This is a genomic window from Streptomyces atratus (genome assembly GCF_040655115.1).
Taxonomy (GTDB): Bacteria; Actinomycetota; Actinomycetes; order Streptomycetales; family Streptomycetaceae; genus Streptomyces; species Streptomyces atratus_D.
Map to the genome: position 1 here is coordinate 1 of NZ_JBFAJH010000025.1, position 16588 is coordinate 16588.

General features: G+C 72.0%; 15 protein-coding genes. 6 read left to right on the forward strand and 9 right to left on the reverse strand.

Annotated features, from left to right (window positions below; genetic code table 11):
• Window positions 1-240 precede the first annotated feature (240 nt).
• Both AB0I23_RS24355 and AB0I23_RS24360 read left to right on the forward strand, forming a co-directional pair.
• The gene (locus AB0I23_RS24355) at window positions 241-756 is read left to right on the forward strand and encodes a Repetin (protein WP_359112202.1); all 516 of its coding nucleotides are present in this window, start codon (window positions 241-243) and stop codon (window positions 754-756) included.
• 81 nt (window positions 757-837) lie between these two features.
• Window positions 838-1011: a hypothetical protein gene (locus tag AB0I23_RS24360; protein WP_359112204.1), complete on the forward strand. Its 174-nt coding sequence runs from the start codon at window positions 838-840 to the stop codon at window positions 1009-1011.
• Between the two features lie 15 nt (window positions 1012-1026).
• On the opposite strand, the gene AB0I23_RS24365 is transcribed toward AB0I23_RS24360, so the two are convergent.
• Window positions 1027-1482, reverse strand: a complete 456-nt coding sequence (locus AB0I23_RS24365) for an Lrp/AsnC family transcriptional regulator (RefSeq protein WP_266987999.1) — start codon at window positions 1480-1482, stop codon at window positions 1027-1029.
• 155 nt (window positions 1483-1637) lie between these two features.
• On the opposite strand from AB0I23_RS24365, the gene AB0I23_RS24370 reads away from it, so the two are divergent.
• Window positions 1638-2666, forward strand: coding sequence for a GDSL-type esterase/lipase family protein (locus AB0I23_RS24370; RefSeq protein WP_359112206.1), 1029 nt, complete (start codon window positions 1638-1640; stop codon window positions 2664-2666).
• Between the two features lie 37 nt (window positions 2667-2703).
• Here the strand turns inward: AB0I23_RS24370 and AB0I23_RS24375 are convergent, their stop codons facing one another.
• Window positions 2704-4170, reverse strand: a complete 1467-nt coding sequence (locus AB0I23_RS24375; protein WP_359112208.1) for a GuaB1 family IMP dehydrogenase-related protein — start codon at window positions 4168-4170, stop codon at window positions 2704-2706.
• Window positions 4171-4476: 306 nt separating this feature from the next.
• Here AB0I23_RS24375 and AB0I23_RS24380 point away from each other — a divergent pair, with 306 nt between their 5' ends.
• Window positions 4477-5532: a terpene synthase family protein gene (locus tag AB0I23_RS24380; protein ID WP_359112209.1), complete on the forward strand. Its 1056-nt coding sequence runs from the start codon at window positions 4477-4479 to the stop codon at window positions 5530-5532.
• A 118-nt stretch (window positions 5533-5650) separates the two neighbouring features.
• On the opposite strand, the gene AB0I23_RS24385 is transcribed toward AB0I23_RS24380, so the two are convergent.
• The 3 genes from AB0I23_RS24385 to AB0I23_RS24395 form a co-directional block, all read right to left on the reverse strand.
• Complete coding sequence (locus AB0I23_RS24385) at window positions 5651-6667, reverse strand: sugar-binding transcriptional regulator (RefSeq protein ID WP_037695464.1); 1017 nt, start codon at window positions 6665-6667, stop codon at window positions 5651-5653.
• A gap of 175 nt (window positions 6668-6842) precedes the next feature.
• Window positions 6843-7526, reverse strand: coding sequence for a ribulose-phosphate 3-epimerase (gene rpe / locus AB0I23_RS24390; protein WP_359112211.1), 684 nt, complete (start codon window positions 7524-7526; stop codon window positions 6843-6845).
• Window positions 7527-7649: 123 nt separating this feature from the next.
• Entirely contained in the window at window positions 7650-9083 is a 1434-nt protein-coding gene (locus tag AB0I23_RS24395) for an RsmB/NOP family class I SAM-dependent RNA methyltransferase (RefSeq protein WP_359112213.1), read from the reverse strand.
• 73 nt (window positions 9084-9156) lie between these two features.
• Here AB0I23_RS24395 and AB0I23_RS24400 point away from each other — a divergent pair, with 73 nt between their 5' ends.
• Window positions 9157-9582, forward strand: coding sequence for a hypothetical protein (locus tag AB0I23_RS24400; protein WP_359112215.1), 426 nt, complete (start codon window positions 9157-9159; stop codon window positions 9580-9582).
• Between the two features lie 116 nt (window positions 9583-9698).
• Here AB0I23_RS24400 and fmt read toward each other — a convergent pair whose 3' ends face one another.
• Window positions 9699-10631: a methionyl-tRNA formyltransferase gene (fmt, locus tag AB0I23_RS24405; RefSeq protein WP_359112217.1), complete on the reverse strand. Its 933-nt coding sequence runs from the start codon at window positions 10629-10631 to the stop codon at window positions 9699-9701.
• Between the two features lie 340 nt (window positions 10632-10971).
• On the opposite strand from fmt, the gene AB0I23_RS24410 reads away from it, so the two are divergent.
• The gene (locus AB0I23_RS24410; RefSeq protein WP_359112219.1) at window positions 10972-11520 is read left to right on the forward strand and encodes a hypothetical protein; all 549 of its coding nucleotides are present in this window, start codon (window positions 10972-10974) and stop codon (window positions 11518-11520) included.
• Between the two features lie 92 nt (window positions 11521-11612).
• On the opposite strand, the gene AB0I23_RS24415 is transcribed toward AB0I23_RS24410, so the two are convergent.
• The 3 genes from AB0I23_RS24415 to coaBC form a co-directional block, all read right to left on the reverse strand.
• Window positions 11613-13757: a primosomal protein N' gene (locus AB0I23_RS24415; RefSeq protein ID WP_359112221.1), complete on the reverse strand. Its 2145-nt coding sequence runs from the start codon at window positions 13755-13757 to the stop codon at window positions 11613-11615.
• A gap of 123 nt (window positions 13758-13880) precedes the next feature.
• Entirely contained in the window at window positions 13881-15104 is a 1224-nt protein-coding gene (metK, locus tag AB0I23_RS24420; RefSeq protein WP_359112222.1) for a methionine adenosyltransferase, read from the reverse strand.
• Between the two features lie 231 nt (window positions 15105-15335).
• Window positions 15336-16547 (reverse strand): bifunctional phosphopantothenoylcysteine decarboxylase/phosphopantothenate--cysteine ligase CoaBC, encoded by a 1212-nt coding sequence (coaBC, locus tag AB0I23_RS24425; protein ID WP_359112224.1) that lies wholly within the window; start codon window positions 16545-16547, stop codon window positions 15336-15338.
• Between the last annotated feature and the right edge of the window lie 41 nt (window positions 16548-16588).

Consider the following 16588-nt stretch of genomic DNA (forward strand, 5'->3'; position numbering starts at 1 on the left):
CCGGCAGACCAAGACACCCGGCAGCCCTCAACGGCCACCGGGCACCCAGCCCTGCCCCCACCCGCCCTGACCTGCTGCTATTTACGCGTCAGAGGGGTGATATCGGTCTCGGGTCGGAGAGGGTTCCCGCCGCGCGGCGGAGAGCGGACGGGGCCCCCGGCGCGATGTGCGGCGGCGGTCCCGCCGGAAGGGCGGGAGCCGTCCGAGCCCACTCCCGCTCCGCCCTGCGGAAGGCCCGTCATGACTCGCGTCGCGCACACCCGCACCCGGCTCGCCGCGATCGCCACTGCGCTGCTGATCACCGCGGGCGCGGCCGGCTCGGCGGCGGCGCTCGGCGACTGGGCCCCCGGATCCGCGAGGGGGCAACGGGAAGCGGCCGCCCTGACCGGCACGGCGAAGCTGTACCGCCCGGCCGGGGACGACATCACCTTCACCTTCGACGCCCACCTCGCCGCGAAGGACACCATGGACCCGGGGAAGGCGTACAGCACCTTCCGCTTCCACCATGTCTTCCCGAACGGCACGTCCGGCTGGGCCGAGGGCTCGGTGGACTGCCTGGTGACCGGCGGCAAGGTGGCCGTGGTCACCGGCGTCGTCACGGCGACCGACATCGGCATCATGACCGACCGGCAATTGGGGGCGTGGGTGAAGGAGCGGGGCCGGCGTGCGTGCATCGCAAGGCGGAGGATCGAGCCATGGCGAATGGGGCCTCCCCTGCTCGAGCGAAGCCGAGAGCTCGGGGAACATGGCGATTGACCACAACGCCGCGAGGTACGTGCCCCAGCCCCGTGACGCCGCTCCCCAATTGCCGGCCGGTCCAAGGGCAAGCGGGTCGGCATGTCGGTCCATGACCTGGGCAGCCACGACCGGCTGGGGTACAGCTGGGTGAACCAGGAGGCGGAGGATCACCTGTCCCCGTGCATGTCCTCGGCCCCGTTCGAGAAGGTCGAGACGGGCACCGGCGACTTCACGGTGCTGCCCTGGCGCCTGGAGTACGAGCGGAAGAGCTGAAGCCCGCCCGCAGGATCAGCCCGGCGTCCCCGAGGAGTACCGCCGCAGCAGCGGCGACAGCACCAGCACGGACTTGGTTCGCTCCACATAGGGCTCGCCCGCGATCCGCTCCAGCACCTGCTCGAAGTGGCGCATGTCGGCGGCGAATACCTGGACGATCGCGTCGGCCTCCCCGGTGACCGTGGAGGCCGACGCGATCTCGGGGTAGCGCGCCAGACCGCTCTTGATCGCCTCCGGTGAGGTGTTGCGGCTGCAGTAGATCTCGATGAAACCCTCGGTCTCCCAGCCGAGCGCCGCCGGGTCCACCCGCACGGTGAATCCCGTGATGGCCCCCTCCGCCCGCAACCGGTCGACCCGGCGTTTCACCGCGGGCGCGGACAGGCCGATGATCGCGCCGATGTCGGCGTAGGAGCGGCGGGCGTCCTCGGCAAGGGCGTGGACGATGCGTTCGTCGAGATCGTTCAGTCGCACTTCAGGTGGATCACTTCTCTGCGATGGCCGGTCGGGGCGTCGGCAGCACGCTGCCGCAACCGAAGTAGAACACGTGGTGGTGGGCGGGGCCGTACGGACGTCGGCACGGTGCAACGGGGTAGGGGTGGGGTGCGTACCCGGCGAATGGAGCTCCGATGACCTGGCTCGACCCCGACCCTTTCCTGCGAGGTGTCGCCTGGCGGGACGGCGTGCGTCCGGTCCGGGCCGACCCGGCCGATCTGGCGCGGCTGCCGTGGGACACCGCGGAGCGGGCACTGCTGCCGACCGGGGTCCGGCTGGAGTTCCTGGCACCGGGAGCGCGTGCGGTGGAGATCCGCTACCGCGCCGCGGCCCGGGGCGCGGCGGACGGCCGGGCCGGGCTCTTCGCACTGTGGCAGGGCGGGCAGTGTGTGGCGGAGGTCCTCGCCGGGCCCGCCGAGGAGGCCGTCACCGTGATCGGACTCCCGCCGGGGGAAGGCGTGTTCACCGTTTATCCCCCGGAGACGCCGGGTCCGGCGATCCTGGGGCTGCGAGCGGTGGGCGGGGCGCTGCTGCCCGCCCCGGTGCGGCCGCGGTGGGTGGTCCACGGGGACTCGATCACCGAGGGCTGGTGGTCGACGCGCCCCGCCCACGCCTGGCCCGCGGTGGCGGGCCGCGCGCTGGCCCTCGACCCGGTCAACCTGGGGTACGCGGGTTCGGCGCGCGGGGAGTTGTGCGTCGCCGAACAGATCGCCGGGCTCCCGGCCGATCTGCTGACCCTGGCCTTCGGTACGAACTGCTGGTCGTCGGTACCGTTCTCGGCGCCTCTGCTGTACGAGACGGTGCGCGCCTTCGTCGCCCTGGTGCGCGCGGGCCACCCGGAAACGCCGATCCTGCTGGTCTCCCCGCTCGTGCGCCCGGACGCGGAGGACACCCCGAACGCCCTCGGAGCGACGCTGTCCGAGCTGCGGACGGCGCTGGAGGGGGCCGTCGCGAGCCTCGTCCGGGCGGGGGACGCCCGGCTGTCGGTGCTGCCGGGACGGGATGTCCTGGGCCCTGAACACCTGGTGGACGGCCTCCACCCGGACGACAGCGGCCACGCCCTGCTGGCGGCGGCGGTCGCAGATGCCCTCACCCCGTACCTACCCCTGGCAACGAAGGACTGCGCCCGGGCCGCAACGGCGGCCCGGGCGCAGTCCTCGTGAACGACCCTGCGGGTCGGCCCGATCCAAGCGGAAGACCCTAGCTCCAGCTGGCGTGCAGCGGCTTGCCCTCGGCGTAACCGGCGGCGCTCTGCACACCGACGACCGCCTTCTCGGCGAACTCCTCCAAGGACGCCGCACCGGCGTACGTGCAGGAGGAGCGGACGCCCGCGATGATCGAGTCGATCAGGTCCTCGACGCCGGGACGGACCGGGTCCAGGAACATCCGCGAGGTGGAGATGCCCTCTTCGAAGAGCGCCTTGCGGGCCCGGTCGTACGCGGACTCGTCCGACGTACGGTTCTTCACGGCGCGCGCGGACGCCATACCGAAGGACTCCTTGTAGTACCGGCCGTCGGCGGACTGCTGGAGGTCCCCGGGCGACTCGTACGTACCGGCGAACCAGGAGCCGATCATCACATTGGACGCGCCCGCGGCGAGCGCCATGGCAACATCGCGGGGGTGGCGGACGCCGCCGTCCGCCCAGACGTGCTTGCCGTGCTTCTTCGCCTCGGCGGCGCACTCCAGCACCGCGGAGAACTGCGGCCGCCCGACACCGGTCATCATCCGCGTGGTGCACATGGCGCCGGGGCCGACCCCGACCTTGATGATGTCCGCGCCGGCCTCGATGAGGTCGCGCACGCCCTCGGCGGCGACGACGTTGCCCGCGACGATCGGCACCTGCGGGTCGAGCGCCCGGACCGCGCGGACCGCGCTGATCATGGACTCCTGGTGGCCGTGCGCGGTGTCGACGACGAGGGTGTCGACGCCCGCGTCGAGGAGCTGCTTGGCCTTGCCCGCGACATCGCCGTTGATCCCGACGGCGGCGGCGATCCGCAGCCTGCCGTCGGCGTCGGTGGCCGGGGTGTAGAGCGTGGCGCGGAGCGCCGCCTTGCGGGTGAGGATGCCGACGAGCCGGCCGTCCGCGTCGACCGCGGGGGCGAGCTTGCGGTGCGCGCCGTCGAGCGTGTGGAACGCGTCGCGCGGGTCGATCTCCGCGTCGAGCAGCACGAGGTCCTTGGACATGACCTCGGAGAGCTGGGTGAAGCGGTCGACACCGGTCAGGTCGTGGTCGGTGACGACGCCGACGGGCCGCTGTTCCTCGTCGACGACGACGCCCGCGCCGTGCGCGCGCTTCGGCAGCAGGGACAGGGCGTCGGCGACCGTCTGCCCCGGGGCCAGCACGATCGGCGTGTCGAGCACGAGGTGGCGCGTCTTCACCCAGGAGATGACGTCGGTGACGACGTCGATCGGGATGTCCTGCGGGATGACGACCAGACCGCCGCGACGGGCGATCGTTTCGGCCATCCGGCGCCCGGCGATCGCCGTCATGTTGGCGACGACGAGCGGGATGGTGGTGCCGGATCCGTCCGGCGAGGAGAGGTCGACCCCCTGGCGGGAACCGACCGCTGAGCGGCCCGGAACCATGAAGACATCGTCGTACGTGAGGTCGTACGGGACCGCGGGGGACTGTGCATAACGACCGGTGCCGGGCTCAAGAAAACGCATAACACTCATATTTTCACGCGAAACGGCGCAGGTCGCTGCCACGAAGGCACAGCAAATGACCCCCGCGTTCGTACGTTCCCCCAAGGAGCGAGTACGGGAGCCCCGGGCAAGTGAAACCTGCCTTGCCCGGGGATTCTACCCGCAGGACATGCGAACCATTCGCGATCATCTTCCCTGGACCTGGTGACAAGGGGTCGGGTAGCTTCAAACGCGCAGGTCCCGCGGGTCACGACCACGCCCCGAGGAACAGGCGGAAAGTCCCCAACTTCCGCCACGTGTACGACCGGAGAGGATCCAGACCCGCCCGTGGAGAACGAACTGCCGGACATCTACTGCCCGTTCCCCCAGCGGACGAATCCGCACGTCGCGCACACCCGTGATCACCTCGGCAACTGGACGCGCAACACCGGTCTGGTGCACCGCGATTCAGCCAGGGAGCGCTTCGAGCAAGCCGACTTCGGCTCCTTCGTCGGCATGGTGTACCCGACCGCGGATGAGCACAGTCTCGACCTCGTCGCCGACTGGCTCGCATGGCTGTTCCTCGTCGACGACCAGCTCGACGACGGGCATCTCGGCCGCAGCCCGGAGCGGGTGCGGGACGTGGTCGCCCTGATGCGCAGCGTGGTCGAGGGCAACGCTGCCGACCCGCTGCCGGACGAGGACCTCCCGGCCGCCGTGGTCGCCCTGGCCGACCTGTGGGAACGTACGACGCCGAACGCGGCGGCACACTGGCTCCGCCGCTTCGCCTGGCACCTGGTCACCTACCTCACCACGGCCACCACCTGGGAGACGGGGAACCGGGCGAACGGTGTCGTGCCGTCCGAGGAGACCTACATCGCCAAGCGGCGGCACACCGGCGCGACATATGTCTGCATGGACCTGATAGAGATCGTGGCCGGCATCGAGGCGCCCGAGTCGATCCACAACGATCCCCGGTTCATCGTCGCCGCGGAAGCCTCGAGCAACGTCGTGTGCTGGGCCAACGACGTGTACTCGTACGAGAAGGAACAGGTGCTCGGCGAGATCCACAACCTCGTCCATCTGGTCCGGCACCACCGCGGTTACGGAAAGCAGAAGGCGCTCGAACACGTCTGCGCGGCGATCGCCACCGAGACCGACCGCTTCCTCGCGGCCGAGGCCGACTTGCTCACGGCCTACCCCCAGCTGTCCGGGATGCTCCTCCCGTACCTGGACGGGATGCGGAGCTGGATGCGCGGGAATCTGGACTGGTCACGTCAGACACCCCGCTACAACCCGGCCGACGTCAGCCAGTACAAGCAGCCGGAGCAGTACCTGGAGGCGACAGTCCTGGGCATCGGACCGGAACCCGCCGCCTGCGGCGCCGAGGGACGCGTCGGCTGAGGATCACGCAGAAGAAGAAGGACAGTACGGGGAAAGCCGGGTGCGGCACGCGCACCCGGCTTTCCTTCTGCCCGTTCGTCCTCACGACAACGCCGCAGAGGTGCGTGCCGGAGACCCCCTAATCGCCGTCCGGGTCGGCGCGCTCCAGGGCGGGCCGCTGCGGCGCCGCCGACTCCGTCAGCAGATAGTCGGCAGCGGCCGTATCCGTCACCAGGCTGGTGACCAGCCCGGACCGCAGGACCGCCCCGATCGCCGCCGCCTTGCGCTGGCCGCCCGCGATCGCCACCACCTCGGGGATCCGGCGCAGCCGGTCCGCCTCGACCGTGATGCACCGCTCTCCCAGGTCGCGGCCGACCCGACGCCCCTCCGTGTCGAAGAGGTGGGCGGACATCTCGGCCGCGACGCCCAGCGACGCGTAGTGCGCCCGCTCCTCGTCCGTGAGCATGTCGTGGACGGTGGAGATACCCGGCTCCCAGGAGCCGATGGAGACCGCGGCGACCGTCACCTTGTCGAAGTACTCGAAGGCACGGGCGATGCCGGTCTGATGGCGCAGCGCCGCGGCCGTGGCCGGGTCGGGCAGCAGCATCGGCGCATAGATCGGGTGGGCCTCGCCGCCGGACACCTGGGCGGCCCGGCGGACCGCCTCGACCGAACCGCGCTCTGCCGTTCCCGCGTCGTACACCCCGGTCAGCTGCACGACCGTGCACGGCGGCAGCCGGTCGAGGGCCGCGGCCATGTGAATGGTGGACCGGCCCCAGGCCAGGCCCAGCACATCGCCCTCGTTCACCAGTTCGCCAAGGAGGTCGGCCGCGACCTCGCCCAGGTTCTCCGGGTCCGGGGCGTCGTCCTCCTCCTCCGCCGGAGACTCGACGACGACCGCGTGCCGCAGCCCGTAGCGGGCCCGCAGCGCGTCGGAGCGCTCCGCGTCCAGTTCTGCGGGGACCCGGATCTCGATCCGTACGAGGTCACGCTCAAGGGCTGTCTCCAGGACCCGGGCCACCTTGAAGCGGCTGACGCCGAACTCCTCGGCGATCTGGATCTTCGACTTCCCCTCGAGGTAGAAGCGGCGGGCCATGGCCGCCGCCTGCACCAGCTCCGCGGGCCCCATCCGCAGGGCGGACCGTCCCGCCGACATTGCAGACACCGCGATCTCCTCACTGCTGTTCACACGCTCGATACGCCGTTCATCCTGTCAGATACGGCGATCCTTGATCGGTCCGTCGGACCGCGTTCATCTGCACGTGGCCGAGCCGACCGGCAATCGGGGGCCGGAGGCGGTGCCGCCATCACTGCCGACATCCCCGTCGGCTTCAGTGGTTGCACGCCCAGGCCGCCGAAGCGATGGTCCCGTCCGCCTTGGTACGCAGGGCGCGTACCGCCTCGGCCGGGTCATTGGCCCCGTACACCGCCGAGCCGGCGACGAAGACGTCCGCACCGGCCTCGGCACACCGCTCGATGGTGGAATCGGAGACACCACCGTCGACCTGCAGCCACAGCTCCAGACCGTGCTTGGAGATCAGCTCACGGGTGCGGCGGATCTTCGGCAGCATGATGTCCAGGAAGGCCTGGCCGCCGAAGCCCGGCTCCACCGTCATGATCAGCAGCATGTCGAGCTCGGGGAGCAGGTCCTCGTACGGCTCGATGGGCGTCGCCGGCTTGAGCGCCATCGAGGCGCGGGCGCCCTTGGCCCGGATCTCCCGCGCCAGCCGTACGGGCGCTGCCGCGGCCTCCACGTGGAAGGTGACCGAACCGGCACCCGCCTCGACGTACTGCGGCGCCCAGCGGTCCGGGTCCTCGATCATCAGATGGCAGTCCAGCGGCGTGTCCGTGGCCCGGCTGAGCGATTCCACGATCGGCACGCCGAGGGTCAGGTTGGGCACGAAGTGGTTGTCCATCACGTCGACGTGGAGCCAGTCGGCGCCTTCGACGGCCGTCGCCTCCTCGGCGAGACGGGCGAAGTCGGCGGACAGGATGCTCGGGTTGATCTGGGCCATGTGCCAAGCCTGCCACGTTCCACGGCACTTCCCTGCCCCGGTGCGCCCCAAAGCCTCACGGGATCATTACAGTTCGCGCAATCCCGGCGATTCGGCCCGCACCGAGGGCCCGGAAGGGCGCCGTCAGGCCGTGCGACGCAGCAGCGCGAGGTACATCGCGTCCGTGCCGTGCAGATGCGGCCACAGCTGGACGTCGGGTCCGTCGCCCAGCGCGGGCACACCCGGCATCAGCGGACGCGCGTCCACCCACTCCGCCTCGACCGGCTCACCGCCCCGTCCCTTGAGTACGTCCTCGACCACCACCCGGGTCTCCGCGAGATGCGGCGAGCAGGTCGCGTAACCGACGACGCCGCCGACCCGCACCGCCTTCAACGCCTCCCGCAGCAGACCGCGTTGCAGCGGCGCGAAGTTCTCCAGGTCCTCCGCGCGGCGGCGCCAGCGGGACTCCGGACGGCGGCGCAGCGCGCCGAGGCCGGAGCACGGCACGTCCATCAGGACCCGGTCGAAGACGCCGGGCTGCCACGGCGGGCGGGTGCCGTCGGCGGTGATCACCTGGTAGGGGCCGGGGTTGCCGGCCAGCGCCCGCTCCACGAGACGGGCCCGGTGCGGCTGCTTCTCGGCGGCCAGCAGCGCGGCTCCGCGTTCGGCGGCGAGGGCGGCGAGCAGGGCGGCCTTGCCGCCCGGTCCCGCGCACCCGTCGAGCCAGCGGCTGTCGCCGCCCTCCACCGGCGCGTTGGCGAGGGCGGCGGCCACCAGCTGGCTGCCCTCGTCCTGGACCCCTGCGCGGCCCTCCTGCACGGCGCCCAGGGCGCCGGGCTCGCCGCCCTCCGCCATCCGTACGGCATAGGGCGACCAGCGGCCGGGGAGGCCGTTCTCGTCGCCGAGGGCCGTGAGCAGCTCCTCGGTGGTGGAGCGGCCGGGACGGGCGACGAGGGTGACCTCGGGCCGCTCGTTGTCGGCTTCGAGGAGATCCTCGATCCCGGCGCGGCCGCCGCCCAGCGCGTCCCAGAGCGCGGAGACGATCCAGCGCGGATGCGAGTGCACGACCGCGAGGTGGTCCTCGGCGTCCTCGTCGTACGACGGGGCGACGCGCGCCACCCAGCCGTCGAGGTCGTCCGCGGCGACCTTTCGCAGCACGGCGTTGACGAACTTGGCGCGTCCCTCGCCGAGCACCACCCGGGCCAGCTCCACGCTGGCGGAGACAGCGGCGTGGGTGGGGATACGGGTGCCGAGCAGCTGATGCACGCCCATGTCGAGCACGTCGAGAACCGGCGGGTCGACCTCGCGCAGCGGCCGGTCGATGCAGGCCGCGACGATCGCGTCGTAGGTGCCCTGGCGGCGCAGCGTCCCGTAGACCAGTTCCGTCGCCAGCGCCGCGTCCCTGGCGTCGAAGTCGCCCTTGGCTCGTGCCTTCTTCAGCAGCGGGGGCAGGACGAGGTTGGCGTACGCGTCGCGTTCGTCGACGGCCCTGAGCGCCTCGAAGGCGAGGAACCGGACCGGGTCCTTCTGGGGCCGGCGATGCGGCTTGGCGGGACGGCGACGCTGCTGGTCGTTCACGTGAAAGGTGCTCCGCTGATGGTGAGGGGCGAATCCTCCCAGCGTAATCCCTCCGTACCGGGACAGTGGCTGGGTGAGCTGCCGGGACGCCTTGTCCGGGGCAGCGGCGGCAACCGATCATGGGTGGACGGGACCCGAGGTGCATGCGTTCGTCACCGATGGCCCACTGCCCGACTGGGACGCGAGCGAGGAGGAGATCGACAGGCGGGACAGGCAGCTGGTGGCCATCTCCCGACCGGTTGCGGCACAGGAGGCGAAGGCGCTGCTGGCCTGCTTCGAGCCCGACGACTGCTACGGCGTCGCCTGGTCGCTGCTGCACCTCGTCGAGACCGGACCGAACCCGGTGCTGACCGCCGAGTCCGCTCCCGACGCCAATGAGTGGCACCACAGGCTCTGGACACGGGCCGTGAACGGTGGCCTCGTCCCCGGCAACGCGACCGCTCAGCACCGCCGGGAGAACCCGGCTGCCGGGCAGCAGGCGGGACCCGTCCTGCAATGAAGGACAGCGCGGCCACCGGACGCCCCGGTCTCTGTCGTACCCCCACGTACTCCTAGGGCGGCCCCTCGTTCGGATCGTGCCGGGCCCGCGCGCCCCGGCACCGCGCCTCGCCGGCCCTAGATCCCCACCAGCTCCCCCGGAACGATCCGCACCCCGCGCGCCCAGTCCGCGGCCCGCATCGGCTTCTTGCCCTGCGGCTGGACCCAGAGGAGCTCGACGGCATGCGATCCGGTGCCGACGTACACATGGTTCTTGGACGCGGACAGCTCACCGGGCGCCAGATCCGCGCGGTCCAGGACCGGCGCGGCCTGGATCAGCTTGAGGCGTTCCCCGCGGAAGACCGTCCATGCCCCGGGGGCGGGGGTGCAGCCACGCACCACCCGGTCGACCCTCAGCGCCGGTGCGGACCATTGCACCTGGGCGTCCTCGACGGTGATCTTCGGTGCGAGAGTGACGCCGTCCACGGGCTGCGGCACGGCGTGCAGCGTGCCGTCCTCGATGCCGTCCATGGTCGCGGCGAGCAGGCCGGCACCGGCGAAGGCGAGCCGGGTCAGCAGATCACCGCTGGTGTCCGTGGGCCGCACCTCCTCGGTGAGGACGCCGTACACCGGGCCCGAGTCGAGCCCTTCCTCGATCAGGAAGGTCGAGGCGCCGGTGACCTCGTCGCCGGCCAGCACCGCGTGCTGGACGGGGGCGGCGCCGCGCCAGGCGGGCAGCAGCGAGAAGTGCAGGTTGACCCAGCCGCGGGCGGGTACGTCGAGGGCGATCTTGGGCAGCAGCGCCCCGTACGCGACGACCGGACAGCAGTCCGGGGCGATCTCCCGCAGCCGCGTGAGGAAGTCCTCGTCGCGCGGGCTGGCGGGCTTGAGCACCTCGATCCCGGCCTCCTCGGCGCGCTCGGCGACGGGGCTGGCGACCAAGCGGCGCCCCCGCCCCGAAGGTGCGTCGGGGCGGGTGACGACAGCGGCCACCTCGTGGCGGCCGGAGGCGATCAAGGCGTCCAAGGCGGGTACGGCAACCTCGGGGGTGCCTGCGAAGACGAGCTTCATCCCATGGCCTCTCAAGCTGGTACGGGGGTTGAGTTGAGCAGCGCACCAGTCTGTGACTCCTCCGCCCCACGAACGGGGCGGCTTCTCACGTGGCTCACCAGAGCCTCGTGACGGCCAAGCCCTGACCGCTGCCCAGGGGCAGAGCCAGAGCGTACTACGCCGGTGCGGGAACACCGCCCCGCCGGGGGCGTACTCACGGCCGTGCGCCCCGCGCATCTACGCATACGCCTCTGGAGCGTGACCACATCGCCGGGTCACGCGTTGGTCAAGAGAGATTGACCGAAGCGGGCCGCCACGGTGCGGCCCGGCCCCTTTCAACGCCGGTTCGAGAGGCTTCTTCATGGCCGACCACGCAACCCACGACGCCCAAGCGCGGGCCAGCCTGCATCTGTTGGTGCGGGACATCGAGCGGGTCCGGCGGCAGGTGGACGCACTGCGCACGCTCACGGCCCAACTGGGCAACGTCTACCGTCCGCGCCGCTCCGGCCCGTCCACGGGCTTCGTCGTCTACGGCAGGGCCCCGGCCCCCACCGTCAGGCTGGCCCAGGAACTCCGCGACAGCGTCGAGACCCTGGTGACGGCGGCAGTGGACTTCGACCGCTCGCTGGGCTTCTCCTGGGATGCGGTGGGCTCCGCGCTCGGGGTCACCAAGCAGGCGGTCCACCGGCGCTACGGCGCCCGCCGGAACACCCCGCAGCCGGGAACCACCGAGGTGGCAACCGAGACCGCCGTGCCGCGTCCGCTGCCCGTGACGCCCGGGTCCGGCACGGCTCCGGCGCTGCCCGCCGTACCCGCCGCCCGCTCCATGCCCCCGCAGCTCTCCGCGGGCCGGCCGCCCCTGCGCGAGGAGCTGCGCCCCGGCGTCTTCCCCGGCCCGCGCAACGGCTGACCGAGTCCCCCTCTGCCCCACCGTGCCTGGCGCACGGCGGGGCAGTCGTATATGCGCCGTCCACCGGGCACCGGGGTCGACGGCGGGCCGGGTCAGCCGATGTCCGGGGGATCGATCCTGATCCGGACCGGATCACCGCTGCCCCGGGCCGTCCGCGCGGCCTGCGCCGTCTTCAGCGCGGCGGCCAGCGCGGTACCGCTGCCCGGCGGAACCCTGAGCAGCGCCCGCTCCCAGCTCTCCCCCAGCGGCGCGTCCCACGGTCTTCTGGGCCTGCCGGGTTCGGTACCCGGAACCGGGACCGGGCCGAGCACCTCCGCCTCCGGCGGCAGTTCGGCGGCGGCAAGGAACGCCGCGAGCGCCTCCGGCAGGCCGGTCACCGACGCCATCCGGGACACCGGCGGGAAACCCAGCTCGGCGCGTTCCGCCAGCTCGCGACGGGCATGGCCGACCGGGTCCCAGCGCACCAGAGCCTGAACCGGCCGCAGTGTCGGTTCGGCGACGATCACCACCGTGCCGCCCTCCGGCTGTCCCCGTACCAGCGAGGCCGCGGCCGTCCAGCGGCGCAGCGCCTCCTCACCGGCCCGCAGATCGGGGCGGCCGACCATCGCCCAACCGTCCAGCAGCAGCGCGGCCGCGTATCCGCCCTCGGCGACGGGTTCGGCACCCGGGGTGCTCACCACCAGCGCGGGCGCGTCCGGCACGGAGTCCAGGACGTGGTCGCGGCCGGACGTCCGCACCGGCACGGCGGGGAAGGCCCTGCCGAGCTCCTCGGCCGTCCGGCGGGCGCCGACGATCTGGGCCCGCAGCCGCTGGGAGCCGCAGGCCACGCAGTGCCAGGCGGTCTCCGCCCGCCCGCACCACGCACAATTGAGATCCCGCTGGTCCGGCGCCTCCAACGGCCCGGCGCAGTGGCGGCACCGGGCAGGTTCACGACAGCGCTCGCAGGCCAGCCGCGGCGCATATCCGCGGCGCGGCACCTGGACCAGCACCGGTCCGCGGCGCAGCCCGTCCCGTACGGTCTGCCAGGCGAGACTGGGTAGCCGCGCCGCCCTGGCCGCCCCGTCCCGGGCCAGCTCGCCGTCACCGACGGTGCGCACCAGCGGCGCCGCGATCCGCAGCTGCTCCCGGTCCGCACGCAGCGGCAACGCCCAGCCGGTCTCCACCAGCTGGGCGGCCTCCACGGTGCAGCTCGTCCCGCCGAGCAGGAACGCGCACCGGCCGTGCGCGGCCCGCAGCTCCAGGACCTCCCGGACATGGGGGAAGGGGGCGTTGTCGTCGCTGTGGCTCGAGTCCCCGTCGTCCCAGACGGCGACCAGGCCCAGGTCCGCGACCGGGGCGAACATCGCGGCCCGTGTCCCGACCACCGCACGCACCGATCCGCGCCGCACGGCGAGCCACTCCCGGTACCGCTTCTCGGGCCCGGAGTCGGCGGTCAGCAGGGCGTGGCGGCCCGCCCCGAGCAGTTCGGTGAGCGCGGAGTCCACCCGCCCGGCCGTGCGCCCGTCCGGTACGACGACGAGCGCGCCCCGGCCCGAGGCGAGGGTGGCGGCCACGGCCCTGGCGATCTCCTGGGGCCAGTGCGGCCCGGGCAGCGCGGTCCATACGGCCCGGGGGGCACCGCCCTCGGCGAGTGACCGCAGGAACGCGGCTCCCTGCTCGTACCGCTCCCAGCTCCCGGCCGACGGCGCCGGGGGCGGTGGCAGGGGCTCGGGTGAGGGCCTGGACTCGGCCCGTCCGTTCCTGGGCGGCACGGCGAGCTGCAGCACATCGGCGAGGCTGCCCGCGTACCGGTCGGCCACCGCACGGGACAGGGCGAGCAGTTCGGGCCCGAGCACCGGCTCGGGCGACACGACGTAGGCCAGCGCGGCCAGCGCCCCCGGGTAGTCCGACTCGGCACGGCGCTCGATGAGGAACCCGTCGATGAGGCCGCCGCCCTCGCGGCGCCCACCGCGGACATTGCGCCCCCCCGCACCGAACCGCACCCGCACCCGCACCCCGGGCTGTGCCTCGGCGTCGAGCTCCTCCGGCACGGCGTAGTCGAAGTACTGGTCGAGATGGAGCACGCCCTTGTTGACCAGGACCCGGGCGACGGGCAGTTCCTTGGCGAGCGCGGCGCCCCGCCAGGTTCGCGGTTTGGCCCGCGGCACCTTCGCCTGCCGCACGGTCTCCCGAATGAGCGCAAGCTGCTCCGGCGCCCCGCCGTCGGACTCCGCGGACTGCTTGTTGTCGCTGCTCACAGTCAACTTCCTACCAGATGCCACTGACAGCGGCCCCGGACGGAACGCCCCGGCCGCACGCATCGGGGCCCGGACACCGCGTGCGGCATCCGGGCCCCGGCGTACGGAGCGAGTGCGGCAGGCCTACAGCCCGGCCGCCTTGCGCAGTGCTTCCACGCGGTCGGTGCGCTCCCAGGTGAAGTCGGGGAGCTCGCGGCCGAAGTGACCGTACGCCGCGGTCTGGGCGTAGATCGGACGCAACAGGTTGAGGTCACGGATGATCGCCGCCGGGCGGAGGTCGAAGACCTCGCCGATGGCGTGCTCGATCTTCTCGGTCTCGACCGCGGCGGTGCCGAACGTCTCGACGAACAGGCCCACCGGCTCGGCCTTGCCGATCGCGTACGCGACCTGCACCTCGCAACGGGCCGCGAGGCCGGCCGCGACGACGTTCTTGGCGACCCAGCGCATCGCGTACGCCGCCGACCGGTCCACCTTCGACGGGTCCTTGCCCGAGAAGGCGCCACCGCCGTGACGGGCCATGCCGCCGTACGTGTCGATGATGATCTTGCGGCCGGTCAGTCCGGCGTCGCCCATCGGGCCGCCGATCTCGAAGCGGCCGGTCGGGTTGACCAGCAGCCGGTAGCCGTCGGTGTCCAGCTTGATGCCGTCCTCGATCAGCTGCGAGAGGACGTGCTCGACGACGAACTCGCGGATGTCGGGGGCGAGCAGCGAGTCCAGGTCGATGTCGCTGGCGTGCTGCGAGGAGACGACGACGGTGTCGAGGCGGACAGCCTTGTCGCCGTCGTACTCGATGGTGACCTGGGTCTTGCCGTCGGGGCGCAGGTACGGGATGGTCCCGTTCTTGCGGACCTCGGACAGCCGACGGGAGAGCCGGTGCGCGATGTAGATCGGGAGCGGCATGAGTTCGGGCGTCTCGTCGCAGGCGTAGCCGAACATCAGGCCCTGGTCGCCCGCGCCCTGCTTGTCGAGCTCGTCCTCCTCATCCCTGCGGGAGGCACCCTCGACCCGCTTCTCGTAGGCGGTGTCGACGCCCTGGGCGATGTCGGGCGACTGCGCGCCGATGGACACCGAGACGCCACAGGAGGCGCCGTCGAAGCCCTTCTTCGAGGAGTCGTAGCCGATCTCCAGGATCTTGTTGCGCACGAGAGTCGGAATGTCGGCGTAGGCCTTGGTCGTGACCTCACCCGCGACGTGCACCAGACCGGTGGTGATCAAGGTCTCGACGGCGACGCGCGAAGTCGGGTCCTCGTGCAGGAGGGCGTCGAGAATGGTGTCGCTGATCTGGTCAGCGATCTTGTCGGGGTGACCCTCGGTAACGGATTCCGAGGTGAAGAGACGGCGGGACACATCGCTCCCTGGGGTTGCAGCGGCTGCTGGCTGATCATTGGCGGACGGCCGGGAGCTGCGCCCGGCACGGTCCGGGGTCAGTTTATCGGTCGCTGTCGGCTGCCGGGCCAAGTATCTCGCCCTTTGGGAGTTCTGTGACCTGCGGCACTGATGTCCGCAGCACTAAAATCACCCCCGGAGAAGCCGCGCACGCCCGGACATGGAAGGTTTTACACCGGTCCGAGAGCTTAATCACGCAGGGGTCGAGAACCGTGTCGACACGAGATCCCAGACCGTGTCGGCGAGCCCCTCCTTGGGACCGTACGGCACCGGGGTCTCTCCGCCGTCGGCCGCGAGGACCACCGCCTCGTTCTCCTCGGAGCCGAAGGTCCTGTGCTCCCCCACCTCGTTGACGACGAGCAGGTCACAGCCCTTGCGCAGGAGCTTCTCGCGGCCGTTGGCGAGCACGTTGTCGGTCTCGGCGGCGAATCCGACGACGATCTGCTCCGGCATGGCCCGCTCGGCGGAGACCTCGGCGAGGATGTCCGGATTGCGGACGAGCACGATCGGCGCGGGCTCCTGGCCGTCCTTCTTCTTGATCTTCCCCTCGGCGTACTCGGCCGGGCGGAAATCGGCGACCGCGGCCGCCATCACCACGACATCGGCGTCGGACGCGGCCTTCAGTACCGCTTCGCGCAGCTGCACCGCGGTGCCGACCCGTACGACGTCGGCGCCCGACGGATCGGGCAGTCCGGTGTTGGCCTCGATGAGCGTGACCCGGGCGCCGCGGGCGACCGCGGTACGGGCCAGCGCGTACCCCTGCTTCCCGGAGGAGCGGTTGCCGAGGTAGCGGACCGGGTCGAGCGGTTCCCGCGTACCGCCCGCGCTGATCACCACATGGCGGCCCACCAGGTCCGGCGCGACGGGGCCGCGGGCCAGCACCCGCCGGCAGACCTCGAAGATCTCGCCGGGATCGGGCAGCCGGCCCTTGCCGGTGTCGACGCCGGTGAGCCGCCCGACGGCGGGCTCGATGACGACGGCGCCGCGGCGGCGCAGCGTGGCGACGTTCTCCTGGGTGGCGGGGTGCTCCCACATCTCGGTGTGCATGGCGGGCGCGAAGACCACCGGACAGCGAGCGGTGAGAAGCGTGTTGGTGAGCAGGTCGTCGGCGAGACCGTGGGCGGCCTTGGCGAGCATGTCGGCGGTGGCGGGGGCGACCACGACGAGGTCGGCGCCCTGCCCGATACGGACGTGCGGAACCTCGTGGACGTCGTTCCACACCTCGGTCGACACCGGGTGGCCGGAGAGCGCCGACCAGGTGGCGGCACCCACGAACTGGAGCGCGGACCCGGTCGGGACAACCCGGACGTCATGACCGGACTCCGTCAACCGTCGCAGCAGCTCGCACGCCTTGTAGGCGGCGATGCCCCCGCTGATCCCCAGAACGACCTTCGGCTTCTCCACTGCGTCTCCCCGCACTCGGGTACGTACTCGGATACGTACAC

What these genes read in the sequence shown, in the direction of transcription:
- AB0I23_RS24385 (WP_037695464.1), bottom strand. Translation starts at nt 6,667, where the DNA reads ATGTCGGCGGGACGGTCCGCCCTGCGGATGGGGCCCGCGGAGCTGGTG.
- AB0I23_RS24375 (WP_359112208.1), bottom strand. Translation starts at nt 4,170, where the DNA reads ATGCGTTTTCTTGAGCCCGGCACCGGTCGTTATGCACAGTCCCCCGCG.
- AB0I23_RS24410 (WP_359112219.1), top strand. Translation starts at nt 10,972, where the DNA reads ATGGCCGACCACGCAACCCACGACGCCCAAGCGCGGGCCAGCCTGCAT.
- AB0I23_RS24370 (WP_359112206.1), top strand. Translation starts at nt 1,638, where the DNA reads ATGACCTGGCTCGACCCCGACCCTTTCCTGCGAGGTGTCGCCTGGCGG.
- rpe (WP_359112211.1), bottom strand. Translation starts at nt 7,526, where the DNA reads ATGGCCCAGATCAACCCGAGCATCCTGTCCGCCGACTTCGCCCGTCTC.
- AB0I23_RS24355 (WP_359112202.1), top strand. Translation starts at nt 241, where the DNA reads ATGACTCGCGTCGCGCACACCCGCACCCGGCTCGCCGCGATCGCCACT.
- AB0I23_RS24360 (WP_359112204.1), top strand. Translation starts at nt 838, where the DNA reads ATGTCGGTCCATGACCTGGGCAGCCACGACCGGCTGGGGTACAGCTGG.
- fmt (WP_359112217.1), bottom strand. Translation starts at nt 10,631, where the DNA reads ATGAAGCTCGTCTTCGCAGGCACCCCCGAGGTTGCCGTACCCGCCTTG.